Origin of the sequence: Burkholderia sp. AU4i, assembly GCF_000466765.1 — a bacterium.
Lineage (GTDB): Bacteria > Pseudomonadota > Gammaproteobacteria > Burkholderiales > Burkholderiaceae > Burkholderia > Burkholderia cepacia.
The window spans coordinates 52,372-75,966 of the sequence record NZ_ASSI01000078.1 but is presented as its reverse complement, the minus strand read 5'-3'; the positions used below and the strand labels follow the sequence as shown (position 1 = coordinate 75,966).

At 61.7% G+C, this 23,595-nt stretch carries 22 protein-coding genes and 2 pseudogenes; 12 read left to right on the top strand and 12 right to left on the bottom strand.

The features are described from left to right. Positions 1–96 precede the first annotated feature (96 nt). Together L810_RS18785 and L810_RS18780 are read left to right on the top strand one after the other, a co-directional pair. Positions 97–303, top strand: coding sequence for a type II toxin-antitoxin system VapB family antitoxin (locus L810_RS18785; protein ID WP_021159857.1), 207 nt, complete (start codon positions 97–99; stop codon positions 301–303). Further along, positions 300–680, top strand: coding sequence for a type II toxin-antitoxin system VapC family toxin (locus tag L810_RS18780; protein ID WP_042975263.1), 381 nt, complete (start codon positions 300–302; stop codon positions 678–680). Before L810_RS18785 ends, L810_RS18780 begins: the two co-directional genes overlap by 4 nt. Positions 681–1,341: 661 nt before the next feature. On the opposite strand, the gene L810_RS18775 is transcribed toward L810_RS18780, so the two are convergent. From L810_RS18775 to styA, 5 genes are all read right to left on the bottom strand, one after another. After that, positions 1,342–2,040 carry an OmpW/AlkL family protein gene (locus tag L810_RS18775; protein WP_155836303.1) on the bottom strand — a complete coding sequence of 233 codons (699 nt, stop codon included), beginning with the start codon at positions 2,038–2,040 and terminating at the stop codon, positions 1,342–1,344. 81 nt (positions 2,041–2,121) lie between these two features. Next, entirely contained in the window at positions 2,122–3,618 is a 1,497-nt protein-coding gene (styD, locus tag L810_RS18770) for a phenylacetaldehyde dehydrogenase StyD (protein WP_021159854.1), read from the bottom strand. A 125-nt stretch (positions 3,619–3,743) separates the two neighbouring features. Beyond that, a complete protein-coding gene (gene styC / locus L810_RS18765; RefSeq protein WP_042975262.1) occupies positions 3,744–4,250 on the bottom strand; it encodes a styrene-oxide isomerase StyC in 507 nt (168 codons plus the stop codon). A 53-nt stretch (positions 4,251–4,303) separates the two neighbouring features. Next, a complete protein-coding gene (gene styB, locus L810_RS18760) occupies positions 4,304–4,813 on the bottom strand; it encodes a styrene monooxygenase NADH-dependent flavin reductase subunit StyB (RefSeq protein WP_051392286.1) in 510 nt (169 codons plus the stop codon). Positions 4,814–4,908: 95 nt separating this feature from the next. Next, on the bottom strand, positions 4,909–6,177 hold the full coding sequence (gene styA, locus L810_RS18755; protein ID WP_021159851.1) for a styrene monooxygenase subunit StyA: 1,269 nt from the start codon (positions 6,175–6,177) through the stop codon (positions 4,909–4,911). 119 nt (positions 6,178–6,296) lie between these two features. Here styA and L810_RS18750 point away from each other — a divergent pair, with 119 nt between their 5' ends. Beyond that, positions 6,297–7,187, top strand: a complete 891-nt coding sequence (locus L810_RS18750; protein WP_042975260.1) for a LysR family transcriptional regulator — start codon at positions 6,297–6,299, stop codon at positions 7,185–7,187. A 261-nt stretch (positions 7,188–7,448) separates the two neighbouring features. Here L810_RS18750 and L810_RS49630 read toward each other — a convergent pair whose 3' ends face one another. Further along, positions 7,449–7,727, bottom strand: a complete 279-nt coding sequence (locus L810_RS49630; protein WP_081712873.1) for a LysR family transcriptional regulator — start codon at positions 7,725–7,727, stop codon at positions 7,449–7,451. A 742-nt stretch (positions 7,728–8,469) separates the two neighbouring features. Here L810_RS49630 and L810_RS47320 point away from each other — a divergent pair. Genes L810_RS47320 through L810_RS48705 form a run of 3 tightly spaced genes read left to right on the top strand, consistent with a single transcriptional unit; the run spans position 8,470 to position 10,717 of the window. Beyond that, a complete protein-coding gene (locus L810_RS47320) occupies positions 8,470–8,661 on the top strand; it encodes a hypothetical protein (RefSeq protein WP_021159848.1) in 192 nt (63 codons plus the stop codon). Beyond that, positions 8,654–9,673 carry a recombinase family protein gene (locus tag L810_RS48710; protein ID WP_218921736.1) on the top strand — a complete coding sequence of 340 codons (1,020 nt, stop codon included), beginning with the start codon at positions 8,654–8,656 and terminating at the stop codon, positions 9,671–9,673. The genes L810_RS47320 and L810_RS48710 overlap by 8 nt, the downstream gene beginning before the upstream one ends. Positions 9,674–9,694: 21 nt before the next feature. Continuing rightward, positions 9,695–10,717, top strand: coding sequence for a YlbF family regulator (locus L810_RS48705; RefSeq protein WP_021159846.1), 1,023 nt, complete (start codon positions 9,695–9,697; stop codon positions 10,715–10,717). 146 nt (positions 10,718–10,863) lie between these two features. Here L810_RS48705 and L810_RS18740 read toward each other — a convergent pair whose 3' ends face one another. The 4 genes and pseudogenes from L810_RS18740 to L810_RS18720 form a co-directional block, all read right to left on the bottom strand. Then, positions 10,864–11,967, bottom strand: coding sequence for an IS5 family transposase (locus L810_RS18740; RefSeq protein WP_042975312.1), 1,104 nt, complete (start codon positions 11,965–11,967; stop codon positions 10,864–10,866). Between the two features lie 138 nt (positions 11,968–12,105). Then, positions 12,106–13,151: pseudogene (locus L810_RS18735) on the bottom strand (IS3 family transposase); the annotation flags it as partial. 78 nt (positions 13,152–13,229) lie between these two features. Continuing rightward, positions 13,230–14,072: pseudogene (locus tag L810_RS18725) on the bottom strand (IS30 family transposase); the annotation flags it as partial. Between the two features lie 289 nt (positions 14,073–14,361). Further along, positions 14,362–15,264 (bottom strand): LysR family transcriptional regulator, encoded by a 903-nt coding sequence (locus L810_RS18720; protein WP_021159841.1) that lies wholly within the window; start codon positions 15,262–15,264, stop codon positions 14,362–14,364. A 252-nt stretch (positions 15,265–15,516) separates the two neighbouring features. Here L810_RS18720 and leuC point away from each other — a divergent pair, with 252 nt between their 5' ends. From leuC to L810_RS18690, 6 genes are all read left to right on the top strand, one after another. After that, positions 15,517–16,929, top strand: coding sequence for a 3-isopropylmalate dehydratase large subunit (gene leuC, locus L810_RS18715; protein WP_021159840.1), 1,413 nt, complete (start codon positions 15,517–15,519; stop codon positions 16,927–16,929). Between the two features lie 9 nt (positions 16,930–16,938). Beyond that, positions 16,939–17,592, top strand: coding sequence for a 3-isopropylmalate dehydratase small subunit (leuD, locus tag L810_RS18710; RefSeq protein ID WP_042975258.1), 654 nt, complete (start codon positions 16,939–16,941; stop codon positions 17,590–17,592). 750 nt (positions 17,593–18,342) lie between these two features. Then, positions 18,343–18,717, top strand: coding sequence for a DUF485 domain-containing protein (locus L810_RS44050; protein WP_021159838.1), 375 nt, complete (start codon positions 18,343–18,345; stop codon positions 18,715–18,717). Then, the gene (locus L810_RS18700) at positions 18,714–20,291 is read left to right on the top strand and encodes a solute symporter family protein (protein WP_021159837.1); all 1,578 of its coding nucleotides are present in this window, start codon (positions 18,714–18,716) and stop codon (positions 20,289–20,291) included. Before L810_RS44050 ends, L810_RS18700 begins: the two co-directional genes overlap by 4 nt. A gap of 127 nt (positions 20,292–20,418) precedes the next feature. Then, positions 20,419–21,513 carry a porin gene (locus L810_RS18695; RefSeq protein WP_021159836.1) on the top strand — a complete coding sequence of 365 codons (1,095 nt, stop codon included), beginning with the start codon at positions 20,419–20,421 and terminating at the stop codon, positions 21,511–21,513. Positions 21,514–21,626: 113 nt separating this feature from the next. Then, positions 21,627–22,313, top strand: a complete 687-nt coding sequence (locus L810_RS18690) for a MarR family winged helix-turn-helix transcriptional regulator (protein WP_257008906.1) — start codon at positions 21,627–21,629, stop codon at positions 22,311–22,313. A 35-nt stretch (positions 22,314–22,348) separates the two neighbouring features. On the opposite strand, the gene L810_RS18685 is transcribed toward L810_RS18690, so the two are convergent. After that, on the bottom strand, positions 22,349–22,822 hold the full coding sequence (locus tag L810_RS18685) for a thioesterase family protein (RefSeq protein WP_021159834.1): 474 nt from the start codon (positions 22,820–22,822) through the stop codon (positions 22,349–22,351). Positions 22,823–22,826: 4 nt separating this feature from the next. Further along, complete coding sequence (locus L810_RS18680) at positions 22,827–23,585, bottom strand: enoyl-CoA hydratase/isomerase family protein (RefSeq protein ID WP_021159833.1); 759 nt, start codon at positions 23,583–23,585, stop codon at positions 22,827–22,829. Between the last annotated feature and the right edge of the window lie 10 nt (positions 23,586–23,595).

Here is a 23,595-nt window from a genome sequence, read left to right as displayed (position 1 = left end):
CCACGGCTGCGGCCGGCCTGCCCGCAAGAAGTCTGGGATTGTCTCTTTTGATGCTAAAATTGATGCCTATATGCATCAAAAAAGGAGCGGGCTGCCATGCGGACCACCGTTACGATCGATGACGCGCTCTATCAGGAGGCGCTGGAACTCGCCGACCCGGGTACGGACAAGACCGACCTGTTCCGGACAGCGATGCAGACATTCGTCCGCGTCCAGGCAGCCAAGCGCCTCGCCGCGCTTGGCGGTACCGTCCCCGGAATGGCAGATGTCCCACGCCGTCGACCCGAGGCCGACGAACAGTGAACGTACTGATCGATACTTCGGTGTGGGTCGACCATTTCCGCCGACGCAACGAGCCCCTCGTTCATCTGATCACCACCGATCAGGCGCTTACCCATCCACTCGTGCTCGTTGAACTCGCGTGCGGAACCCCGCCCGCGCCGCGGGCACGCTCTCTCCATGATATCGGCCTGTTGCGCCATGCACAGCAGGCGACATGGAATGAGGTCATGCAGTTCATCGAAACCGAGCAACTGTATGGCCAGGGTTGCGGCGGCGTCGACCTGACGCTGCTGGCCTCGACCTTGATGACCCCTGGCGCCCAGATCTGGACGCTGGACAACCGGCTCACCACGCTCGCACGCCGGCTCCGCATTTGCTACCCGAGCGACGCCCATTGAATACTCGGCGGCCATCGGGATCGGCCGCCTGATCGTTACTCTTTACCTCAACGTGCACGGGTGTTGCGGTCCCCACTGCTGTACCTCAGCGAATATCTCAAGACACACCGTACGGATTATTACTGGCTCCTTCTGGAAGTTCGCGAACGCGGTGCCTAGAAACGCTGGCTCGAGTTTTTCCTTACCGGCGTTGCCGAAACGGCCAACCACAACCAGACATTCAAAACCGCCACGCTGATCGTCAGTCTGTTCAAGGCGGATCCGGAACACATCACGACCGAAAGCGACCGCGCGGGATCGGCGCTACGCGTTCACGACCTCCTGCAGGAGTATCCGCTCCTTACCGCAAACATCCCCATCGAGCGCACGGGGCTTTCGGGCCCGACCGCCAACGCTGCACTCGCCGATCTCGAGCGGAGTGGGGTGGTAGAAGAAGTCACTTTGCGCGGCGACAATCATTTTGGCCTGCGCTCATCCAGATTGTCGCGCCACAGAAAGGTCCCCGCGACCGCAATCACGGAGCAAATCCCAGGCGTCTCTCAGATTCCGGCTTTTTCGCCGCGGCGTGTGCGGTAGGTTGAACAACTTTATCGCCTGACTGGAAGTCCCCACCCTCCTGGCCCTTCCATCGAGCTGTTCGGTATCCACCGATAGAGCACGTCTAGAAGCGAAATGCAATGCCAGCCTGGGTGACGAGTGGATCAAGACGGACTGCCGCATGAACAGGCGCCGGGCCGAGATACCCCGTTGCACTGCTGCGCACGATGAATTTCTTCACGTCGACGAAGACCCCGATGTGTTTCGTTATCCGGTACTCGAGGCCGATCTGCCCCAGTCCACCCCACGCGTTGCGTGCCTGAAAATCAGTGACGGAGCCGTCCGTTGTGTTGAATATCTTCAGGTATGTCACGCCAGCGCCTATATACGGATACAGGTTGTAGCGCGCAAGCCCCTGGAACTGGTACTGAAGCGTCAATGCGGCCGGGGCATACTTCACTTTCCCGATGGTCCCTGCGCTCGCCACGGTTCCTGTTCCCGTCAATGTCGTTGTAGGCGGCACGCCCACGGTGAGTCCCAGAGACACGCCTGGCGTAATCCGGTAGCCAAATTCCGCGAGAAATGCCGCATTGTTCTTCACGTCTGCATTCGCGCCTGGTACGGGCTGGCCACCAGCCTTCAGGTCGGCGTTCGCATTGAACGCAATCCAGGCCGCCCCGGCACGAATCCACCAATGACTGTCGTCCTGTGTGGTCGGCGTCGTCGGCGTGCTTTGCGCGCTGGCAGCAGTAGAGAACAGCATAAGTACTGCTAAACCATAAGCAGCTTTACCTATGGAAAACCCGGCTGTTGGAAAAATCACCTTCTGTCTCCTTGGATTTTTTTGGGATTTTTTGTTGCTACTACTATCCGGGTACCGGTTGGGGTATCCGCCTCCCTGCTTTCAATACGCGATACAGACAGACTTCGTCGTGGTGTAGGCATCAATCGCCGCAGCACCATGCTCCCGACCGATACCCGAACTTTTGAACCCGCCAAACGGCAGATTCGGATCGACCATGTTGTGGGTATTGATCCAGACCGTTCCTGCCTCGATCGAGTCGGTCAGTGACAGGGCCGCGGAGAGATCATTTGTCCAGACGCTTGCGCCAAGCCCATAGGCCGAATCGTTGGCATCGGCAACCACTTCAGCAAGATCCGAAAATGGCATGGCCACCAGCACCGGACCAAACACCTCCTCCTTGAGGAGCCGGATCGGGCGGTTATCATGGTTTGCAAACACCGTCGGTCGAACAAAATAACCATCCGGCGGAGTCGATCCACTGCCGCAAAGCAGTTCCGCCCCGTCCTCGATGCCTGACTGGATGAGAGAGGTGACGCGCTGTTGATGGCGCAGAGACACGAGAGGTCCCATCTGTGCCGAATCATCCAGGCCCGCGCCTAGAACGATGTTGTCGGCAATCGCCGAGAGTTTCCCCAATACCTCGTCATAGATATTCTGGTGAACGTAAAGACGCGATCCCGCCGTACAAACCTGCCCATGATTGAAAAATATCGCACCCGCGGCGCCCTCCGCAGCAGTGGCCGGATCGCAATCCTCAAGGACCAGAACAGGACTCTTTCCGCCCAACTCGAGTGAAACGGGCTTAAGGTTCTGCCCGCATGTCGCGCCGATCAACCGGCCAACCTCTGTCGATCCGGTGAACGCGATCTTGTTGACACCCGGATGTGCGACCAGTGCCGCACCTGCTGTCTCACCGCGGCCTGTCACGACATTGAGCGCGCCCGGTGGCAGCCCGGCTTCCAGCGCAAGCTCCCCGAGCCGCAAGGCGGTCAAGGGCGTCTCTTCCGCGGGCTTGAGCACCACGGTATTGCCGCAGGCAAGAGCGGGCGCGATTTTCCAGATCGCCATCAGCAATGGGAAATTCCATGGAATAATCGCCCCAACGACCCCGACAGGAATACGGCGGGTCAACGCAGAAGAACGCACTCCCGGCGGGAGAGGCAACGAGAGGTCAAGTGTCGACCCGGCGATCTTCGTTGCCCAGCCGGCCATATAGCGAAGCCATTGCGCGCCCCCCCCAACTTCGAACATTCTCGAATAAGCGAGCAGCTTGCCGTTATTACGGGTTTCCAGAAGCGCGAGTTCTTCTCCATTCGCCTCGATAAGATCCGCGAGTCGCAGCAGGATACGTTCGCGGGCGGCCGGCAACATCGTTCGCCACTCGCGCGATCTGAACGTCTTTGCAGCCGAGAGGACTGCGAGGTCGACGTCAGCCGCGCCAGCATCGGGAACGGATGCGATCTCCCGGCCGGTCGCCGGGTCAAAAACCGCAATCGTTTTCCCCGACTGAGCTTCCCGCCATTCGCCGGCAATCAGCATGTGCGTGCGCAGGTTCGGGACGTGTCTCTGCGGGGTTTCGGTCACTATGGTGTTCATCGCGGTGTCCTCTGGGTACAACTTGCATGATGTGAATTGCGTTTTGCAGTGCGTGCAGTGCCGCTGTCAAAAAAAACGGAGAAGGTATGAACGGACGTCGGCACAAACCCAAACGCCGGCTGCGGTCAGGCGTGCGCGTCCTTGACCCGCGCGAGCGTGCGTGAAGGTCGAACGGCGCGCCAACCAATGATCAGCAATGCGACCATTGCGAGAACGCCGAAAAGATAGGCGGGAGCGAGCGCAATCACGCCGAAGATGTCACCAGGCCCGAAGCGGTTACCGCCAAATGACAATCCACGGTTAGACGCCAGATTCGCGAAGAAATAGAAGATGACGTTAGACCAGCCGTCACCAACGATGATCCAGCCCAGCAGCGTACCGACCTTCTCTGAAAAATTGAGCGCCGGAAGGACGAATGCGACGGCTATGACCATCATCCCGTTCAACGCGGGTCCAACGTGCGCGCGTGCCCAGCCCTCCGGTGTACCTGGCACATTGAAATGCAGCATGTACCCTGGAAAGAGCTCGAAGCCCCCCAGTAAACGCATCCAGAGCCCGAGCCCAAAGAGCAGTGTGCAGAAGATCATCAGCACACCGTGCCCTGCCATTTTCCGCTGTTGCGACTTGTCCATGCCCGTCTCCGTTATGTTGATTTTGATATCTGGCGTCGCGCATACATCGAGCGCTATATCCAGAATTTCTGCCTGTGATATCGGCTCGCGAAGAACACAAGCGGTGAACCGTCCGTTCCTTCACACGCCACCACTTTCGCGATAAATAGTGTGTGGTCATGCACCTCCACCCTCTCGATCACCTCGCAGGCGAACCATGCCAGGCTTGAGCGGAGCACCGGTATGTGGTTGCGAACTTCGAACTCCGGCATCAGATCCGCAGACGGTCGACCGCTAAACTGAGCCGAATGTCCTTCCTGCCCATCGTGCAGAATGCTTACTCCGTAGCGCCCGTGTTCGCTTATGAGGCGATGGGTGCGGCCCGGCTTCAGTGAGATCATGACCGTCGGCGGGTCCAGGCTGATCGATGTGAAACTGTTTATCGTCATGCCATGCACACTGCCCACCTGCTCACCTTCGACGGTGACAACGGCGATGCCGGTGGCAAACAGGGACACCGCCCTGCGGAACCTTGTTCGCGCATCGATGTCTGCCTGGGTAACCTGCTCTTCCATCGTATCCATTTGTACTCCTACATGCTTGTCGCTCTTCTACTCAGACAGGATCGCCACCGCCACGTGGCGAACGTCCCCGACACGCTGTCATTGAGACCGCACTTCTAAGCCGCAATGGGGGCCGACGTTGCGTCCTGCTCTCCCGCTTTCAGTCGTTCGCACCATGCTGCCATCCGCTGCGGACTGGAAAAGCAATCCCATTGACGTTCCGGATAATTGAAATTATCAGTGAATTCGTCTGCGAGCTCGCGATGCTGGTACAGGTTGAAAATGAACTGTTGCAATTCCGCCGGAAGAAGCCGGAGGTTCGTAAGCATGAAGTTGGTCCAGCGGGTTGCGCTCAGCACCCGATCCTGGCGCCGCATGTTGACGTGTTCGCAAAAGCGCTCGTCAAACACATCCTGGCGGACGATCTCTTCGCCAACGATCCAGGCTGCATGGGAAGCCATGTTGGCACCCTGACCGAGGACCGGGTCAACGGTGGCATGCACGTCACCAAGCGCGAGTGCCATCTTGCCGTTGCCCAGCGCCATGTGCGTGGTTCGAACCGTCGGTGTGACGCCGCCTTGCAGGATGTCGAGTGGGCTATTTGCCAGGTCGAACTCATTTTCATCGATCCGCTCCGCCACGCTTGGGTGGTGGATGCGGAGCTTTCCGAGAAGCATCTGGATATAGGCCTTGGGATCCTCGTCATACTTCTGTTTCGCGACGATTTCCATGTCACCGCCGGGGATGTTTTCAATCACCAGTGCGGTTGTCATGCCGCGAAAAGACACCGTGGGAATCTCGATCATCTCTCCGTGTCCCGGCGAGAAGGACATCGTCACCGCGCGGATAGGTGATTGTGCAATGCCCTTGAAGAGACCTGCACAGAGCATCCGTTGCGGACGGTCGAAAGGGGAATATTCGCTACGATGCTGAAACATCTGCCCGAGCGGCCCCTTGCCGGTACAGACCACAAGCAGATCAAAAGCAGCGGCAAGTTTCGGCACATCGTCGGCTTCGAGAAGCTGATATTCGATCTCTCCGCCGCGCTCAAGGAAGTCCTCCATCAACCTGGGCTGGTAGATGCGATAGTCAACGGCCCGGCTCGGTGCCTTGAGGTCGCCGAAGAAGCGCAGTGGCTGAGGACCGCCAATGTAATAGTAGTGGCCGAAATATCCCGCGTCAGGCCAGTGGTTCACACCCAGCAACTCTTCTCGTCTCACGGTCACGGAATGATGGGCCACAGTGTTGAGCAATCGCATGCCCGCGTACTCTTCCGGCTTGCGGTCGGTGAAAATAGTCACTGCCACGTCATGCTGCCGGAGATAAAGACCCAGATGCAAACCTGCCGTACCCGCACCGATGATGCCGATTTTCTTCCCTGCCACGATTCGTCTCCTGTGTTCACGGTTTTAGTTGGAAGCAAATATATTCCCCCTCGATTCACTCGAAAACACAGCTAACGGGTATAAGATATATTCCAGATTGGATCGAATCAGGACCGGTGATGGATAACCTCCAGAATCTTCAGGCTTTCCTGCGCACCATTGAAATGGGCAACTTCTCTGCCGTAGGCCGGGATCAGGGTATCTCCCAATCAGCGGTAAGCAAGCAGATCGCCTCGCTCGAGGCCACATTGGGTATCCAGCTGTTCAGACGAACGACCCGGAAACTGAGCCCGACCGACGAAGCACTGCAGTTGTATCCACACGTACGACAGTTGCTGGACGCTGTGGACGTCGTAAAGTCTGAAGTTCATGGACTACCGGCGGAAGGTATCGGTGGGACACTCCGTATTACGATGCCAAGCTCGTTCGGGCGCAACGTTGTCATGCCACTGCTGCCGCAGTTCCTGGAACGTCATCCGCGCCTTGTGATCGATATCGCGTTCGCCGAGAACATGCTCGATCTTGTGGAAGAAGGAATGGAACTGGGGATACGTGTCGGCGAGTTGCCCCCGAGCACGCTGATCGCTCGAGCGCTCGGCGTTGTGCAACAACGGCTGGTTGCCACGCCCAGATACCTGTCGCTGCACGGGCGACCCGAGTCCCCCATTGATCTGGCGGATCACAGCTGCATCGCCTATGGGGGAGCTGTCAGGTTTAGCAGGTGGGAGTTTGAATCCGAACATGGGCGACAGGCGGTCGACATTTCCGGCGCCATTCGCGTGAACGATATCGATGCGATCTATGACGCCATGCTGGCGGACCTCGGCGTTGCCGTGGTACCCGAGTGGAAAGCGAACGAAGACGTCACTGCGGGTCGCGTCGAATCGCTCATGCCAGAGTACTACCCGATGCCGTTAAACATCAACATCGTGTACCCACAAACCCGGTTCCTTTCGCAGCGCGCACGCTCGTTTATAGACTTTCTTGTCGGATGCCTCAAACGCGCGTGATCGGCGCATACGCTGGGTTCCATAGGGACATCCAGCCTGCATGGTCGGGCCTGACCAGTGCGAGCGCGGCGACGACGTGCTCTGTCAGTGTCGATCGATGCGAACAACCCTGCCCGCTCCGAACGCTCTCGGTCAGGATGCCTGACGGCATCTCCGGCATTTCCACCAGCGCCCACCCGACATGGAGGACCTGTAAAGCGGCGGACCTGGGTACTGTGTCGAATCCCGCCTCCTCCGATACGGAGGCAGAATATCCAGTTGTCACAGGTCCGGCGGCGCCCCGCGCGAGCTTCCTGGCATAATCCTCGGCCCGCGCGCAGTCGTCCACGATTGCGTGCGAACAGCAGAAACCTCGCACCCACCGCCGTCAGCTGAATGGTCCTGCTTGCCTCTGGAACAGCGGGAATTCGAGTTCCGTTTTAAGCGGCCGATCTGGCGTGTCAGAGGCGGCTGCGCGACATGCAGCTTCTGTGCCGCACGCCCGAGATGCAGTTCGTCGGCCAGGGCCACGAAATAGCGCAATCGTCTAAGGTCCAGCATATCGTTCTGCCCTCGCGATCGTCACCTGCTCATGCGGTGCGCCTCTGCGTGCATCACCAGGCACGCTCGTCCGTCGCCACTCGGGGTTACATCCTTGCCCGGACATCTGACGCAACAGACGCACTCACCGCGGGAATAACTCACACCGTGCCCACAGCCTCCTCCACATCAAGTCCATCAGCAGCAGGGCAACCACCGTAATCACCGCTAATGGGACGCACAGCTTCGTCCCGTCCCGCAGGGAAAAGAGGTGGCCCCGTTCGTTCGGACAGTTTTTTCGATTTTTAAGTGGAACGCTGGGCGGTCACGCTGCCAATGTAATCGCGGGCAGCATCGCGAAATAAGCTTCATCCGGGGTCTTGTCCGACAGACTTGAATGAGGCCTTTGCTGGTTGTACAAGCCGTCAACACAACGCCCATATCAGCGAGTCAAGGGAAGTTCTGTATCGCTGGCACCCGTGGTACGGACACACGGTATGGATTTTCACCACGATAGAAAGGAAGAACGGCGAGTCGGTGCTGCGCTGTGCGCGAGAGCCGTTCGACACGGCGGGCTTGCTGGAGGTGCCGCAGTGGATGTTTGATCCCGTTGCCTGCTGTCGCATTACTTCTGCAACGTCGCCCGCCGTCACCTGTGAAGCATTGAGGGAACTGAAGCACCTGCTGGCGCAGGCGCCTGCCGCCTGGCAGCGCAGCATGGTACAAGCCGAGCACCATCCTTTGGTCCGTACAGGAGGTGCTGATGCGACGCCAGACCAGCCCGCAACCGGGCGCTCAACTCGACCTGTTTCATCCTTTTCCGAAGACGCCACAGTGGATGCACCTGCCGCAGGAGGTCCGGCAGGAGACGGTGCGTTTGCTGGCGCAACTGCTGCGGCAACACCGTCGCGGGCTGTTCGCCGTCGTACACGAGCCGGAGGTGCGCGATGAGTGACAAGATTCGGGCACAGCATCTGACGCGCAAGGCCATGCTGTACGTCCGCCAGTCGTCGGCCTACCAGGTCAGCCACAATCTGGAGAGCCAGAAGCTGCAGTATGCGATGCAGGATCGTCTGCACCAGTTGGGCTGGAAGGAGATCGAAGTGATCGACGAGGATCTTGGGCGCTCTGCGGCCGGAACGCAAACGCGTACGGGCTTCGAACGAATGGTGGCAGAGGTCTGTCTTGGGCACGTCGGCGCAGTTGCCGCTCGCGAAGTTTCGCGATTTGCGCGCAACAGTCGCGAGTGGCAGCAGCTGGTTGAGGTGTGCCGCATCGTCGACACGGTGCTGATTGATCAGGAGACCGTGTACGCGCCACGGCAGAGTAACGATCGTTTGCTGCTCGGCTTAAAGGGTAGCCTGAACGAATACGAGCTGGATCTGCTGCGTCAGCGTTCGCTCGAAGCTCGGCGGGAGAAGGCCAAGCGAGGCGAACTAGTCGTCGCAGCGCCGGTGGGTTACTGCAAGACCGAAGACCAGCGCCTGGAGAAGGATCCGGATTTGCGCGTGCAGGACGCCATTCGCTCGGTGTTCCGCCAGTTCGGCGCGATTGGATCGGTACGTCAGACGTTGTTATGGTTCCTGGAGCACGGCCTGCAGTTGCCGGCATGCACGCCGCGCGGCGAAATCCAATGGAAACGGCCGAGCTACGGCACGGTGTACCGGATTCTGACCAACCCGATCTACGGTGGCGCGTATGCCTATGGCAAGACCGAATGCACGATCAATTACGAAGGCGGGGAACAGCGCAAACGTGATCGCCGCAAACCTCGAAATGAGTGGCTTGCGCTCATTCCCAATGCCCACGACGGGTACGTTCAGTGGGACGAATTCGAGCGGATCCAGTGCGCGATCAATGGCAACCTGCGTCTGGCGGGACACGCTGGTGCCCCAAAGAACGGCGAGGCTCTTCTGGCGGGACTGTTGCGCTGTCGGCGCTGCGCGAGCAAGCTGACGTTACACTAGACGGGTAACAGGCACGACGTCTTGCGTTATAGCTGTCATCGCGGCTGGCTGGACAAGGGACAACCGCGTTGCATTGCGTTCGGTGGCACGCGCGCGGACGCGGCCATCGCCGAGGCGGTCTTGCAGGTCGTTCAACCGGCGGCAATTGAGGCAGCAATGGTGGCGCGCGAAGAAGAGACCCTGAAGCAGGATGAGGTGCTGGCCGCGCTGCAGCGGGATCTGCAAGCGGCACGCTATTCCGCCCAACGTGCGCAGAAACAATACGACGCTGCTGATCCCGAAAACCGGCTTGTCGCAGACGAACTGGAGCGGCGCTGGAATGATGCGCTGCTGCGCGTGGAGGAAGTGGAATCGCGTATCGGGCAACAGACGCGCACATGCGGTCAGACGCCGCCCGCCCAGCCCGATGAATTTGCCGATCTTGCTGCAGCGTTGGAATCGATCTGGCCGCAGGCCGACGCCCGACTGAAGAAGCGTATTGTGCGCACCCTGATCCACGAAGTCGTAGTCGACGTTGACAACGCAACGAGCGAAATTGTGCTCGTCATTCACTGGAAAGGCGGAGTACATACCGAGATTCGCGTGCCGCGTCGGCGCCGCGGTGAGAACACCACGCATACGTCACACGAAGCGATTGATGCCGTGCGGCAGCTCGTCCGTATCTGTCCGGATCTGGTGATTGCTGGTGTGCTCAATCGCAATGACCTGCGAACCGGCCGGGGTAACTTCTGGACCCAGGAGCGAGTCACCGCGTTGCGCAGCTACCATCAGATCCCTGTCTATTCGAGCGAGCGACGTGCCGCTGAAGGTTGGATGACGTTGACCGAGGCTGCGGCGTTCGTTGGCGTGAGCCCCGGAACGCTCAGACTTGCGGTCGAGCGCAAGGAGATCGCAGCAGAGCATCCGTTGCCCAATGGTCCGTGGATCTTCAATCGCAATTTACTGAGCGGGGATGCCGTCTCGGAACTCGTGGCCAGGGCACGTGCACGGCGCGGATACCCCACAAAACCAATGGCACAGCAGGGCTCTCTAGCAGGCTGTTGAAAAGCACTGCGCCTTGACAACCGAGGCGCTGTTTAAAAGGATCGCGCATGCAATCGATCGCTGATTTCCAGGCGAATCGTCGCGAGTGCCCGGCTGGCGAACGGAGCAATGGGCGTGCTGCCACGCAAGAGCCGCGTTTGCGCGGCTCATCGTGTTGCTCCCGCCGGTACTGCCGTCATTATTCGCGCCATTCGAGTCAGGTTGCTTGCCAGCATTGTCAGTTTGAAGTGCTGGTCCACCCGTTTGATACCGCGATACACGGTCTGCCGGATCTTTCCGACGGTCTTGCCCCATCCGAAATGCTCTTCGATCCGTTTGCGCTTGACCTGGCTGATGCCGTAACCAGCGTGCCGCGAGGTTCGACCATCAATGGCACTGCCGCCCCAGCGCCCATCATGACGCGCCACGTGGGGCGTCACTTTGCGCGCCCGGCAGTCGCGAACGAAGTCACGCGTGTCATACGCCTTGTCGGCTCCGACCGTTTTGGCATGACGCCCCGGCACGCAATCGAGCAGACGCAGCGCACTCGTGCGTTCGGCAAAACCATCGGCATGGCTGACGAGCGCACCGACCACCAGACCCGAGCGGTTCTCCATCAACACATGCCCGTGGTAGCACAGGATAGCCGCAGAACCGCTGCTCTTCCTGAACAGGCGGGCATCGGGATCAGTACCCGATTCGTGCGTGTCGTTGCTGCGGCGCCGTCCTTTCCAGTCAGCCTCGGCATTGCGCCCGCCTCCCGCCGGGGGATCGTGCGGGCCGTCCTTCGGCCGGAAGCTCTTGTGGCTGGCCCACGCCTGAATCAGCGTGCCGTCGACCGAGAAGTGCTCGCGCGAAAGCAGGCCTTGCCGGTCCGCCAGACTCATGACTTCCGTAAAGAACGTTTCAACCACTTCGTGTTCCAGCAACCGGTCACGGTTCTTCGAGAACACCGAGTGATCCCATACCGCGTCCTCGATGGCCAGTCCGACGAACCAGCGGAACAGCAGGTTGTAACGCATCTGTTCCATCAACATCCGCTCGCTGCGCACCGAGTAAAACACCTGCAGCAGCAAGGCACGCAGCAATTTCTCCGGCGCGATCGACGCACGACCGCTGTCCGCATAGATCACGCTGAACAATCCATTGAGCCGCTTCAGCGCCTGATTGACCAGCAGCCGGACCGGCCGCAACGGATGATCGGCCGGCACGAAGTCTTCCAGCTTTACTGTCGTGAACAGCGGTTCCTGCATCTCGTCCATTCCACGCATCGCACCCGTCCGCACAAAGATCATGAACACAATATCTCTAACGCATTGCCCCAAACGCCCGTTTACACCGTTCCAAAGATCAACAGCCTGCTAGATTTATCAAGCACATAGCGAGGTTGGGTAGTATGAAACACACTTGTACCACGTCAGGTAGTTAGCGATGGACTTGCGTGCCTGGCCGACGGACTCATAGGCCTTCAAATATATCTCTTCGTACTTCACGCTGCGCCACAGTCGTTCGATAAAAACGTTGTCCCGCCAGCTTCCCTTGCCATCCATCGACAAAGCGATTCCGCGCGAGAGGACCGCGTCGGTGAAGACTGTACTGGTGAATTGGCTGCCTTGATCGGTGTTGACGATCTCAGGCAATCCATATTTCGCGAACGCTTCTTCAAGCGCTGCCACCGCATGCTCAGCTTCCATCGTGATCGCGACCCGGTGCGCTAAAACACGGCGGCTGGCCCAATCGATCACAGCCGTGAGATACACGAAGCCGTGTGCCATAGGCACGTATGTCGTGTCCAATGCGTACACCTGGTTGCTGCGCTCGATCTTCCGATCGCGCAGCAGGTACGGCCAGATCTTGTGAGCCAGATGTTTGCGGCTCAAGTTCGGCTTGCGATACAGCGCCTCGATGCCCATTTTGCGCATCAACGTGCCGACGTGCTTGCGTCCGACCACTATGCCCTCTCGCTTGAGCAGGCGCATCAACATGCGCGCTCCGGCAAACGGATGCTCCAGGTGCAACTCGTCGATGCGGCGCATGAGCGCCAGATCCGCGGCACTGACCGGGCTCGGCGCGTAGTACGCACTGGATCGACTGATGCCGACCAGCTTGACCTGCCGGGAAACCGGCAGGGGGTGGGCACGATCAATCATTTCTTTGCGCTCAGCAGGCCTGCCTTGCCGAGCGCGCCGGACAAAAAATCATTCTCCAGCGCCAATTGGCCGATCTTCGCGTGCAGCGTCTTCAGGTCCACCGGCGGCTCATTGACGGGCGCGCCCGCCGCGCCGAACACATCGGCCGCTCGTTCTTGCAACTGGCGCTTCCATTCTGTGATCTGGTTCGGATGAACCTCAAACTGCTGCGCCAATTCTGCCAGCGTGCGCTCGCCGCGTACGGCTGCCAGTGCCACCTTCGCCTTGAACGCCGCTGAGTGCGTGCGCCGGGTTCTCTTCGTCATCGTCTGGTTTCCTTTGTAGGCATTATGCCTATCTCAGAACCCAGCGATTCCACCTAACCGACTGTCCAGATTTCCGGGGCCACCTCTGTTTTCGCAGGTCCCACGCTGCCAGGGGCTATGTGGGTCGCAGAAGTACACGCGCACGCCAGTGGCTGCAGAGAGTTCTTGATGCCGCGACATTTCTTTTCCCTGGTCGTAGGTAAAGGTTTGTCGCAGCGGTGCTGCAATCGAGTTGAGTTTGGCAGAGAAGCCCGCCAGCGCTGAAGCGGCGGTGGCGTCTTCCATCTTGGCGAGCAGCACCAGACGGCTGGTCCGTTCGACCAAGACGCCGACAGACGATTGATTTCCGGCGCCCTTGATAAAGTCGCCTTCCCAATGACCAGGCAGCAGGCGGTCCTCGATTTCGGGCGGACGCACGTGGATACTGACCATGTCGGGAATCTGTCCGCGTCGGTCTGTACCGCGCGTGCGGGACATACGGGTGCTGTGGCCGTGGCGCAGGCAGGCAATCAACTGGCGGCGCAATTCGCCGCGCGGCTGAGCGTAGATGGCCGTGTAGATGGTTTCGTGCGAAACGTGCTGGGTCGGGTCGGTCGGATACATGCGCTTCAGTGTGCCCGATATCTGCTGGGGTGACCATTTCCATTCGAGCAGGGTGAGCACGACCCGCCAGCAAACGCTTTGTAGGCAAAGCTTCGCGGGGCGGCGGCCCGCGCTACGGCGGGCGGCGCTGAGCGCTTCAGCCGGCACTGATGCGTAGCCAGCAGGAGAACTGTTCCGCGTCAGTTCACGGCTCACGGTGGACGGCGAGCGCCCGAGCATTCGGGCCATGGCCCGAATGCTCACATCCTGCAGTCGCAGGCTTGCAATGGCGAGGCGTTCTTCAGGTTGAAGCTGCTGATACGAAGTTTTGTTGGGCATTGCAACACCTTATATGAGACAGGTGTTGCACCTCGCTTTTGAGGCCGCCCCTATAAATCCGGACACAGCCTCTCGTAAAGGTTGCTGAATCCATTGCGCGGCGAAACACTCGGGGCAAGCCGTATTTCAATGCGATGTATGGATGCTTCTCGTTGTAGCTCGAACGCAATGACTAGGTTGCGCGCGACCATCATAACGAAAACCAGATGACAACTTTAAATCCCGCCTACGACGCAAACGTTTTCTCAGGATTGGCGATCAATAAAAGAACGGGATTTACGGTATCGATTTATCCGGAGGTAGAGCGATGGGGCGTCGTTGAAAGCAATTCCCCGACCAACAGCCGCGCGGCGGCGGGCAGCGCATCGGGGGCCCGGCACACGATCTGCAGCGACCGCTCGACCCACGGCTCGTCCAGCCTGATCTTGACAAGACCCGGCGTCGCGTCCGGAATGCCGATCTCCGGCAGCAGTCCGATGCCCAGCCCCGCCGCGACCATGTTGCGCACCGCTTCGAAGCTGGTCACCTGAATGCGCAGTTTCAGGCGCCGGCCCGCCGCAGCCGCCGCGCGCTGGCTCAGCGTATGAATCGACGCGCCATCCTGCATGCCGACAAAGTCCTCATCGAGGATGTCGTCGAAGCGAAGGCTCGCACAGCCCGCATAACGGTGATGGGCCGGCGCGATCAGAAACAGCCTGTCCGCCTGATACGGAAAGCAGGTCAGTCGCGGCTCGGGTTCGGTCAACGCGCAGATGCCGAAATCCACCATCCCGCTTTCGACCATGCGCACGACGGCGTCGCTGGTCTTCTCGATCAGATCGATCTTGATTGCGCTGTTGGCCGACAAAAAGCGCTGCAATGCCTGTGGCAGGTAGTACACCATTGCGGTGAAATTCACCGACAGCCGCACGTGGCCGCGCACGCCCTTCGTGTACTCGTCGAGTTCTCCCTCCGCCTGCTGGAATTGCTCGAAAATGCGCCGGACGTGTCGATAGAGCGTGCGCCCGGCAGCGGTCGGGCGCACGCCGCGGCTGTGGCGTTCGAAAAGCGGCGTGCCGGCGTCCCGCTCCAGTTCCGAGATGCGCCGGCTGACCGCCGAAGCAACGATATGCGCGGTCTGCGCGGCCTCCGCGATGCTGCCCTGCTCCACCACGGTGGCAAACACTCTCAGGGATTCGAGATCGAAGCGCATTGATTTGACGTCCTCTTGTTGGCCGGCGCAGCAGGCAGCGCCGGACTGCGCTACCCGAGCCGTCGCGATACGGCATGGCTGGATTGCCGCAAAAGAAATAGCGCCGCCCTAGGCGGGGCACTAGCATAACCCGGGTTATCGACCCCCACGCGCATCCACGCTGCCTGCCACGCTGGCGTCGCGCGATCACGCCGCCGACTCCAGCCCAGCCGACCGTGACAGGACAGCCCAGCACATACTTGCCGACCTACGATGTCTGAAACCCTGTTCGAAAAAATCTGGCGTCGACATGCCGTCCGTGAAAACGACGACGGCACCACGCTGCTTTACATCGACCGTCATCTGGTCAACGAAGTGACCAGCCCGCAGGCTTTCGACGGCCTGCGACTGGCCGGCCGCGCGCCGCGCCAGCCGCATTCGGTGCTGGCCATGTCGGACCACAACGTGCCGACAACCGATCGCAGCGGGGGCCTCGCCGCGATGACCGACCCCGTCGCGCGTACACAGGTACTTGCGCTGCGCGCGAATTGCCGGGAATTCGGCCTCACCGAATTTGCCCTCGATGACGCGCGCCAGGGTATCCTGCACGTGGTCGCGCCCGAACAGGGGCTGACGCTGCCCGGCACCACGCTGATCTGCGGTGACTCGCACACCAGCACACACGGCGCTTTCGCGGTACTGGCGTTCGGTGTCGGCACGTCCGACATCGAGCACGTGCTGGCCACGCAATGCCTGCGGCTCCCGCGCATGAAGACCCTGCGGGTGAGCATCGACGGAGAACTGGCCGAAGGCGTCACTGCCAAGGACGTCGCCCTCGCGCTGCTCGGCCGCTTCGGCGCGAACTTCGGCACGGGATACGCAATCGAGTTCTGCGGCGAAACCGTGCGCGCGATGAGCATGGAAGCCCGCATGACGCTGTGCAACCTGTCCATCGAGGCCGGCGCGCGCTGCGGCATGGTCGCCGTGGACAACACCACGCTGAACTACCTGCGCGAACGCCCTTTCGCACCGAAAGGAACCCAGTGGAGCGAAGCCGAAGCCTACTGGCGCACGCTGGTCAGCGACCCCGGCGCCAAATTCGACCGGCAACTGGCTCTGGATGCAACCGGCGTCCGCTCCCAGGTCACATGGGGCACCAACCCCGCGATGAGCTGCGCGGTCGATGGCTGCGTGCCGGATCCTGAGCAGGAGGCCGACCCGGTCAAGCGGGCGGGGCTACGCAATGCACTGGCCTACATGGGGCTGACTCCCGGCACGCGGATCCAGGACATCGCGGTCGACAAGGTGTTTATCGGCTCCTGCACCAACGCCCGCATCGAGGATCTGCGCGACGCGGCCCGGGTGGCGGGCGGCCGCAAAGTGGCAAGCGGCATCGTGCAGGCGCTGGTGGTGCCGGGCTCGGGCCTCGTGAAGCGCCAGGCCGAGCAGGAAGGACTCGACGTCGTCTTCCGGCAGGCGGGTTTCGAGTGGCGCGAACCCGGATGCTCAATGTGTCTGGGCATGAACGAGGATCGCCTCAATCCCGGCGAGCGCTGCGCGTCGACCTCGAACCGCAACTTCGAAGGCCGCCAGGGACGCGGCGGCCGCACCCATCTCGTCAGCCCGGCCATGGCGGCAGCGGCCGCGATCGCGGGGCGCTTCGTCGATATCTCAACTCTTGTTTAGCACACCGCCATGCAGCCTTTTAGTATGCTCGACGCGCTGGTCGTGCCCATCGACCGGCCGGACGTCGACACCGACGCCATATTGCCGAAGCAATACATGAAAATGACGGGCCGCACCGGCTTCGGCCCCTATCTGTTCGACGAGTGGCGCTACCTCGATCCGGCCGAGCCGGGCGACGATTGTGCTACGCGGCGGCAGACTCCCGCGTTCCCGCTCAATCAACCTCGCTATCAGGGAGCCGGCATCCTGCTGGGGCGGGCTAATTTCGGCTGCGGATCGAGTCGGGAGCATGCGGTCTGGGCGCTATCGGAATGGGGCATTCGTGCGCTGGTCGCGCCGAGCTTTGCGGAGATCTTTCGCGCCAACTGCCTGAAGAACGGACTGCTTCCCGTCGTGTTGCCCCACGCCGTCGTGGATGCGCTGTTCGACGCCGTACAGGCCACGTCGGGCTATCGCCTGTCGATCGACCTGCACGCGCAGACAGTCGGCGAGCCGAAGGGCACTACGCACGCGTTCGAGATCGACCCGTTCAGCAAGGCCATGCTCGTTGACGGGCTGGACGAGATCGGCATCACGCTGCGCCATTCGGTGGACATCGCGGCGTTCGAGCGCGAACGTGTCGCGCTGGAGCCGTGGCTCGCCGGCGGCATAGCGCCGAAGTAGGTAAGACGCTGGAGCTGTTTTGCTGACGCGGTTGATCGCGCCGGCAAACAGCCAACGACTGCGCCGCGAACTCGACCGACAACGTGTCGATACCAAAACGCTGCATGTCCTGCCCAATGCAGGGCGCGTGAAGGCACGTCCCGTGTTACCCCCTCAGATAGGCACTCCCCCTACCGCGCCGGTTGCCCGACCGCACAACCGGCGATGCCAACCGGGCTCCTTGACGCCGGCTCCGCAGACCAACTCAGCCACAGCAAAATCCCCTGCCTCGCGCGGAATCCGCGGCAACATCAGGCGCGCCCGACGACGCGCTTCGTATCCCGAACGATTGCGCGTTGGCACGTGACAGACCTCGCACGCGGACAAGCGCGAGCGGCAACCCGAATCACTTCCCGGCCCATAATCGCCCGTAAAAAGCGGCTTTACTCCCTGCTTTGCATCGTCTGATGCGCGGATCACCGATCAGCCAAAGCGTGTCATCCTCCGACTCGCGTCCTCGCGGCACGACCCTACCTGTCCATCTGCTCCGCGCCAAACATCCAGGCTCGTCCAGCATCCGGGAAACCACTATTTATCTTTTCATTTCACATGATATGATCTAAAAGAAAATCCACTGCACCTGTCCATCGGACAAGCAGGATCTCTTGCCTCCCGTGCGCATCGACGTCGTTAGCCGAAGCGCACTTTCGCAAGAGCACTGCAGTGCAACGAAGCAACCACCCACGGCTCGAATGCCGACAGGAGGAGACCATGCCAGCAAATCTGGCCCACGTATCGGGTGAGACCGGTGCGGAGACAGGCGGCCACGGCCGTCATCCTGTATCGCTCAATCGACTCATCGCCGCCAGAAGGCGAGTCGACACGCTGACGATCGTGATCGTCATGGCGACGTACATCGGCTTCTTCGCGCTGGTCGCGCTCGCGCCCGACGCGCTCGGCGCGGCGGTTTCGGGCTTCGGTTCGATCGCCTTCGTCCTGATGGCGGCCATGTTCGCCGTCGCGTGGATCATCACCTGGGGCTATCTGCGCCACGCGAGCCGCCGAATCGCGCCGCTGGAACAGGCCGCCCGCGAAACCCTCCGCACCGGGTCCGACAGCACGCATCAGGAGACCGCTCAAAAATGAATGCCAATGGTACGCTGACCATCGTCGTCTTTGCCTGCCTCGTGCTCGGCATGTTCTTCATCATCGCAAGGGCGGCGCGCCGCACCAGCAGCACGTCCGATTTTCTCGCAGCCGGGCGCAGCATCTCGGCGGCGCAGAACGGCCTCGCCATCGCGGGCGACTTCATGTCTGCCGGCACCTTCCTCGGCACGACCGGCCTCATCTATCTGTACGGCTTCGACGGCACGCTGATTCTCGTCGCCGCGATCTTCGGCTTTCTGCCTCTGCTGCTGATCGCCGAGCGGCTTCGCAATGCCGGCGCATTCACGCTCAGCGAGGTCCTGTCGGTGCGCTTCAACGACCCGTTGCTGCGCGGCGTCACCGCGCTGACCTCGCTGGTCGTCAGCCTGCTCTATCTCGTCGCGCAACTGGTCGGCGCGGGCATCCTGCTGCAGGCGCTGACCGGCTTCCCGTACGCGGTAGCCGTGGTAATCACCGGCGTGCTGATGACGATCTACGTCGCGTTCGGCGGCATGCTCGGCGCGTCATGGGTGATGATCGTGAAAGCAATCATCCTGCTGATCGTCGGCTTCGTGATGTCGGTGACAATCCTCGCCGCCAGCGGCTGGCATCTCGGCACGCTGATGATGGACGCGGCCGCCACGCATCCGGGCAGCCCGGCCTTCCTGAAGCCGGGCCTTCTGCTGCCCTCCTCCCATCCGTTCGACATCCTGTCTTTCGGCCTCGTCTACATGCTCGGCACGGCCGGCCTGCCGCACGTGTTGATCCGCTTCTTCACGGTGCGCGACGGCAATGCGGCGCGCCGCTCGCTCGGCTGGGCGGTCACCGTCATGGGGATCTTCTTCCTGATGATCGTGGTACTCGGGCTGGGCGCACGTGCGCTGCTGCATGGCGGCGACGCGGCAGCAGCCGCATCGGTCGGCGGCAATCTGGTCGCGCCGATCCTCGCCGGAGTGCTGGCGGGCGGCGATGCGTCGGTCGGCGGCGCGCTCGCGATGGCGTTCATCTCCGGCGTCTGCTTCCTCACGATCCTCGCTGTCGTATCGGGACTGCTGATCTCCGCATCGGGCACCGTCGCACACGATCTGTTCGCGGGCATCATCTGGCGTCACCTGCCGGACATCGAGCGCCGCGAGCGCAGCATGGCGCGCGTTTCGTCGGTTGCGGTCGGCATCGTCGCGACACTGTTCAGCATTGCCGTCGGCACGGGTTTCAACATCACGTTCCTGCTCGGCCTCGCATTCCTCGTGGCGGCCAGCGCGAATCTGCCCGCCCTCGTCTGTACGCTGTTCTGGAAGCGCTTTTCGCGCACCGGCGCGATCGTCGGGCTGGCGGGAGGGCTGGTCGTGTCGGTGGCCGTCATCGTGCTGTCGCCGACCGTGATGGGCAAGGCGGCGCTCATTCCGCTCAAGTATCCGGCGATCGTCAGCATTCCGCTCGGATTCGCACTGTGCTGGCTCGGCACGATGCTCGGCCGCGATGCCAGGGCGCCCGAACAGTTTTCGAAGCTGCTGATGCACACCGAGATCAGCGTCGAGCGGGACAACGTTCGAACGGCCCATCTGGCCCACTGAACGCCCGGTTCTCCCCTTGCGCAACCACACCGCGCCATGCGGACGCATGGCCGGTTACCCCCGAATGACCGCAACACCCCATCGCCTGCCCTGACCAGCAGCGACAATAACAAGACTGGAGGAAGACATGAAACGATACGCCGGCCTCGCGGCCGCGGCCGCCCTTTCGGCGGCGGCCTGCGGCGCGCATGCGCAAGGCAGCGTAACGCTGTACGGCATGGTCGACGTCCTGATGGACATCTCGAATCAGGGCAACGGCACGATCACGAAAATGGCGAACGGCGGGACCTACGGCTCCCGGCTCGGCCTGAGCGGCGTCGAGGATCTCGGCAACGGCTACAAGACGCTCTTCAAGCTCGAAAACGGCTTCGGCCCTAACACCGGCGTCATCGAACAGGGCGGCGCGCTGTTCGGCCGCCAGGCATGGGTCGGCATTCAGGGTCCACAAGGAACGATCTCGATGGGCCGTCAATACGCGCCGGAGTTTCTCGCCGTCAGCGAATACGACGCGTTTTTCGCGGCACTCGGCGGAAGCTTCTGGAACATCGACCGGACGCTGCCGAACGGCACAGTGGAAAGCACGCTGATGACCGACATCATCACCTGCCGCACGAACAATTCGATCGTCTACGCGTCGCCGTCGATGCGCGGCTTCTCGTTCGGCCTCATGTACGGGGTCGGCGGCGTGCCCGGATCGCTGAGCAGCGGCGCCACGTTCAGCGGCGCGGTCAACTACGTGTCCGGCCCCGTCGGGTTGCACGCCGGCTACATCCATCTGAAAGACGCATCGGACCCGGGGTTCTACCAGGAGTGGGGCGTCGGCGGCACGTGGCAGATCGGCGCGGCGAAACTCTATGCAGGTTATACGAGCGACGTCTACCGGGAAATCGGCGCGTCGAACCCGGCATCGTCCACCACACGGATCGCCATCGCGAACCTGGGCGCCCGTTATCAACTTACGTCTGCGCTTTCGGCGATCGGGCAGGTCTCGCGCATCATCAACACGTCCGACGACCAGCCGTCCTCGCAGGACGCATGGGCGGAAAGCATCGAGCTGAACTATCAACTGTCGAAGCGCACCAACCTGTATGGCGCGTACAGCCAGGTCGCCAACCGGCATGGCTCGACCTATTCGCTCGGCGGCGCAGTCTACTATGGCGGCGTCACGGCGCCCGACGCGACCGCGCGCGTCGTCCAGGTCGGCATGCGCACCGTGTTTTAGCCGCGCAGTTCCGGCACGCGTTGCGGACTGCCGCCGCAACCGTGCCGCCAACCCGGCTTGCGGGTGGCCGGCCGCGCCCGCCCGCTATCCGCAACGCAGCAGATTCCCTTACAATGGAGCGCGCCGATCCTGAGAAGCGGGCAGCAGAAGCGGGCTCCAGGAAGCGGGCTCCAGGAAGCGGGCTCCAGGAAGCGGGCTGCAGAAGCAGGCGGCACGAGACTCGCCCGATCCGGTCGCCTATCGCATGCTGCCGGGTTGCCATTCTCCGTCAACGAATCAGGGCCTCGATGACTTCACGCTCGCCATCCGCCAAATCCAGAAAATCCTCCGGTGCGCCCGCGCAGTCCTTCAACATCGATCAATTCATTCCCTACCGGCTGCTGAGGATCACGACGCGCATCACGGCCGTCGCGTCCAAGCGGTATGCCGACGGTCTCGGCATCACCATCGCGGAATCGCGGGTCGTCAACGTGCTCGCGTCGAAGGGGCCGATGTCGACGTTCCAGATCGCCGACCATACCGGCATGGACCGCGCCAAGGTCAGCCGCGCCACGCAGCGGCTCACGGCCAGTGGGCAATTGACGCGCGCTGTCAACGAGAACGACAAGCGCCTCATCCTGTTGACGCTGACCGACAGCGGCTGGACGCTCTATAACGGCATTCTGGAGATTCTGGAGGAGTTCGAGCATGAGATATCGGGGGCACTCGACGCCGGCGGCAGGCGGCAACTGCTCGAACTGATCGGCAAGCTCGACAGCCGCTTCGAAACCTTCGCGGCCGGCGTGCTGTCCAACGATTGACGCAGCAAGCGCAGCGCGTTGTCCTGCGCGCTGCGTTAGCGGGCGATGCCGACGCGACCCGCGTCGGACGGTATGCCGGCTACGCAATCGAGTTCGCGGATCGCCTCCACTCGCCGCATCACGCATGCGGGCATCGGCGCCACCTTCCTGGTCCGCTGATCGACGTGCAGCGACAGCAGTTCAAAACTCGCCACGCGCGTGCCGTCGTCGGCACCGCTCATGGCGGCGTACCAGTGCAGCCGTTTCGCGTCGTGATCCAGCAGCCGCACGTTGACCAGAACCGAATCGCCCGCCCGCAACTCGCGCAGATAACGGACATGGTTCTCGACACCGAAGAACGAACCGTCACCGCGCGCCGTGTACGGCTCACCGAGCCCGTAACGGTTCATCACGTCGGTCACCGCGCAGATGAACATCACCGTATAGAACGGCAGGTTCACATGGCCGTTGTGATCGATCCATGCGGGGTCCGCGTGCAGCGGGCCGATGCACGCTCCGCGCGGTTCCATCGGCCTATTTCCGGTAGCGACCAAGCATCGCATCGACGTCCGGCAACGCCAGATTGCGCTCGATGATCTGCTCGGCGCGATCGACGCGTTCGCCCAGATCGCAGGCCGCCGTGCCGGTCAGCATTTCCCGTCCCAACCGGATGGCGGGCACGCGCGCCGCATAGAACGCAAGCCGCTCGCGCGACGACAGCGCGAAGTCGACCGCAGGCAGCACCTCGGTGACGAGGCCCAGCACCAACGCATCGTGCGCGCTCAGGAACCGGGCGCCGACGCACAGCGCGGAAACGAGCGTGGCCGGCAGTCTTTCGACTAGCACCGCATGCAGCAGCGCCGGATACATGCCGAACCGCATTTCGGGGAAACCCAGCACGGCGTCGTCCGGCGCGATCACGACGTCGCTCAATGCTGGAAGCAGGCAGCCTGCGCCCAGCGTCTTTCCGTGCAGAATGCTGATGACCGGCACCGGCCGGCGCGCAAGGGCATCGATGGTTCGGCGCAGCGCGTCGTATTGCTCGCGCCGGTGCGTCTTCAGTTCCGACATGTCCGCGCCCGCGCAGAAATTGCCGGTGCCGGCGGCGGCCAGCACGACCGCCTCGACGCCCGCTGTCTGTCCGGCCGACGTCACCGCGTCGGCCAGCGACCGTAGCATCGAAATCGACAGCGCATTCGCGCGGGCCTCGCGCGCGATCGTCACGTATCTCAGGCAATCGCGGTCCTGCACGACGATCGCGCCGTCTTTCGTTTGGGTCTCGTTCGACGTCAAGTCATCCTCT

Excerpts from the sequence above, each read along its gene's own strand:
- L810_RS18785 (WP_021159857.1), top strand. The coding sequence starts at position 97 with ATGCGGACCACCGTTACGATCGATGACGCGCTCTATCAGGAGGCGCTG.
- styD (WP_021159854.1), bottom strand. The coding sequence starts at position 3,618 with ATGAACACCATAGTGACCGAAACCCCGCAGAGACACGTCCCGAACCTG.
- styC (WP_042975262.1), bottom strand. The coding sequence starts at position 4,250 with ATGGACAAGTCGCAACAGCGGAAAATGGCAGGGCACGGTGTGCTGATG.
- styB (WP_051392286.1), bottom strand. The coding sequence starts at position 4,813 with ATGGATACGATGGAAGAGCAGGTTACCCAGGCAGACATCGATGCGCGA.
- L810_RS18750 (WP_042975260.1), top strand. The coding sequence starts at position 6,297 with ATGGATAACCTCCAGAATCTTCAGGCTTTCCTGCGCACCATTGAAATG.
- L810_RS49630 (WP_081712873.1), bottom strand. The coding sequence starts at position 7,727 with ATGCTGGACCTTAGACGATTGCGCTATTTCGTGGCCCTGGCCGACGAA.
- L810_RS47320 (WP_021159848.1), top strand. The coding sequence starts at position 8,470 with ATGCGACGCCAGACCAGCCCGCAACCGGGCGCTCAACTCGACCTGTTT.
- L810_RS48710 (WP_218921736.1), top strand. The coding sequence starts at position 8,654 with ATGAGTGACAAGATTCGGGCACAGCATCTGACGCGCAAGGCCATGCTG.
- L810_RS18740 (WP_042975312.1), bottom strand. The coding sequence starts at position 11,967 with ATGCGTGGAATGGACGAGATGCAGGAACCGCTGTTCACGACAGTAAAG.
- L810_RS18720 (WP_021159841.1), bottom strand. The coding sequence starts at position 15,264 with ATGCGCTTCGATCTCGAATCCCTGAGAGTGTTTGCCACCGTGGTGGAG.
- leuC (WP_021159840.1), top strand. The coding sequence starts at position 15,517 with ATGTCTGAAACCCTGTTCGAAAAAATCTGGCGTCGACATGCCGTCCGT.
- leuD (WP_042975258.1), top strand. The coding sequence starts at position 16,939 with ATGCAGCCTTTTAGTATGCTCGACGCGCTGGTCGTGCCCATCGACCGG.
- L810_RS44050 (WP_021159838.1), top strand. The coding sequence starts at position 18,343 with ATGCCAGCAAATCTGGCCCACGTATCGGGTGAGACCGGTGCGGAGACA.
- L810_RS18700 (WP_021159837.1), top strand. The coding sequence starts at position 18,714 with ATGAATGCCAATGGTACGCTGACCATCGTCGTCTTTGCCTGCCTCGTG.
- L810_RS18695 (WP_021159836.1), top strand. The coding sequence starts at position 20,419 with ATGAAACGATACGCCGGCCTCGCGGCCGCGGCCGCCCTTTCGGCGGCG.
- L810_RS18690 (WP_257008906.1), top strand. The coding sequence starts at position 21,627 with ATGGAGCGCGCCGATCCTGAGAAGCGGGCAGCAGAAGCGGGCTCCAGG.
- L810_RS18685 (WP_021159834.1), bottom strand. The coding sequence starts at position 22,822 with ATGGAACCGCGCGGAGCGTGCATCGGCCCGCTGCACGCGGACCCCGCA.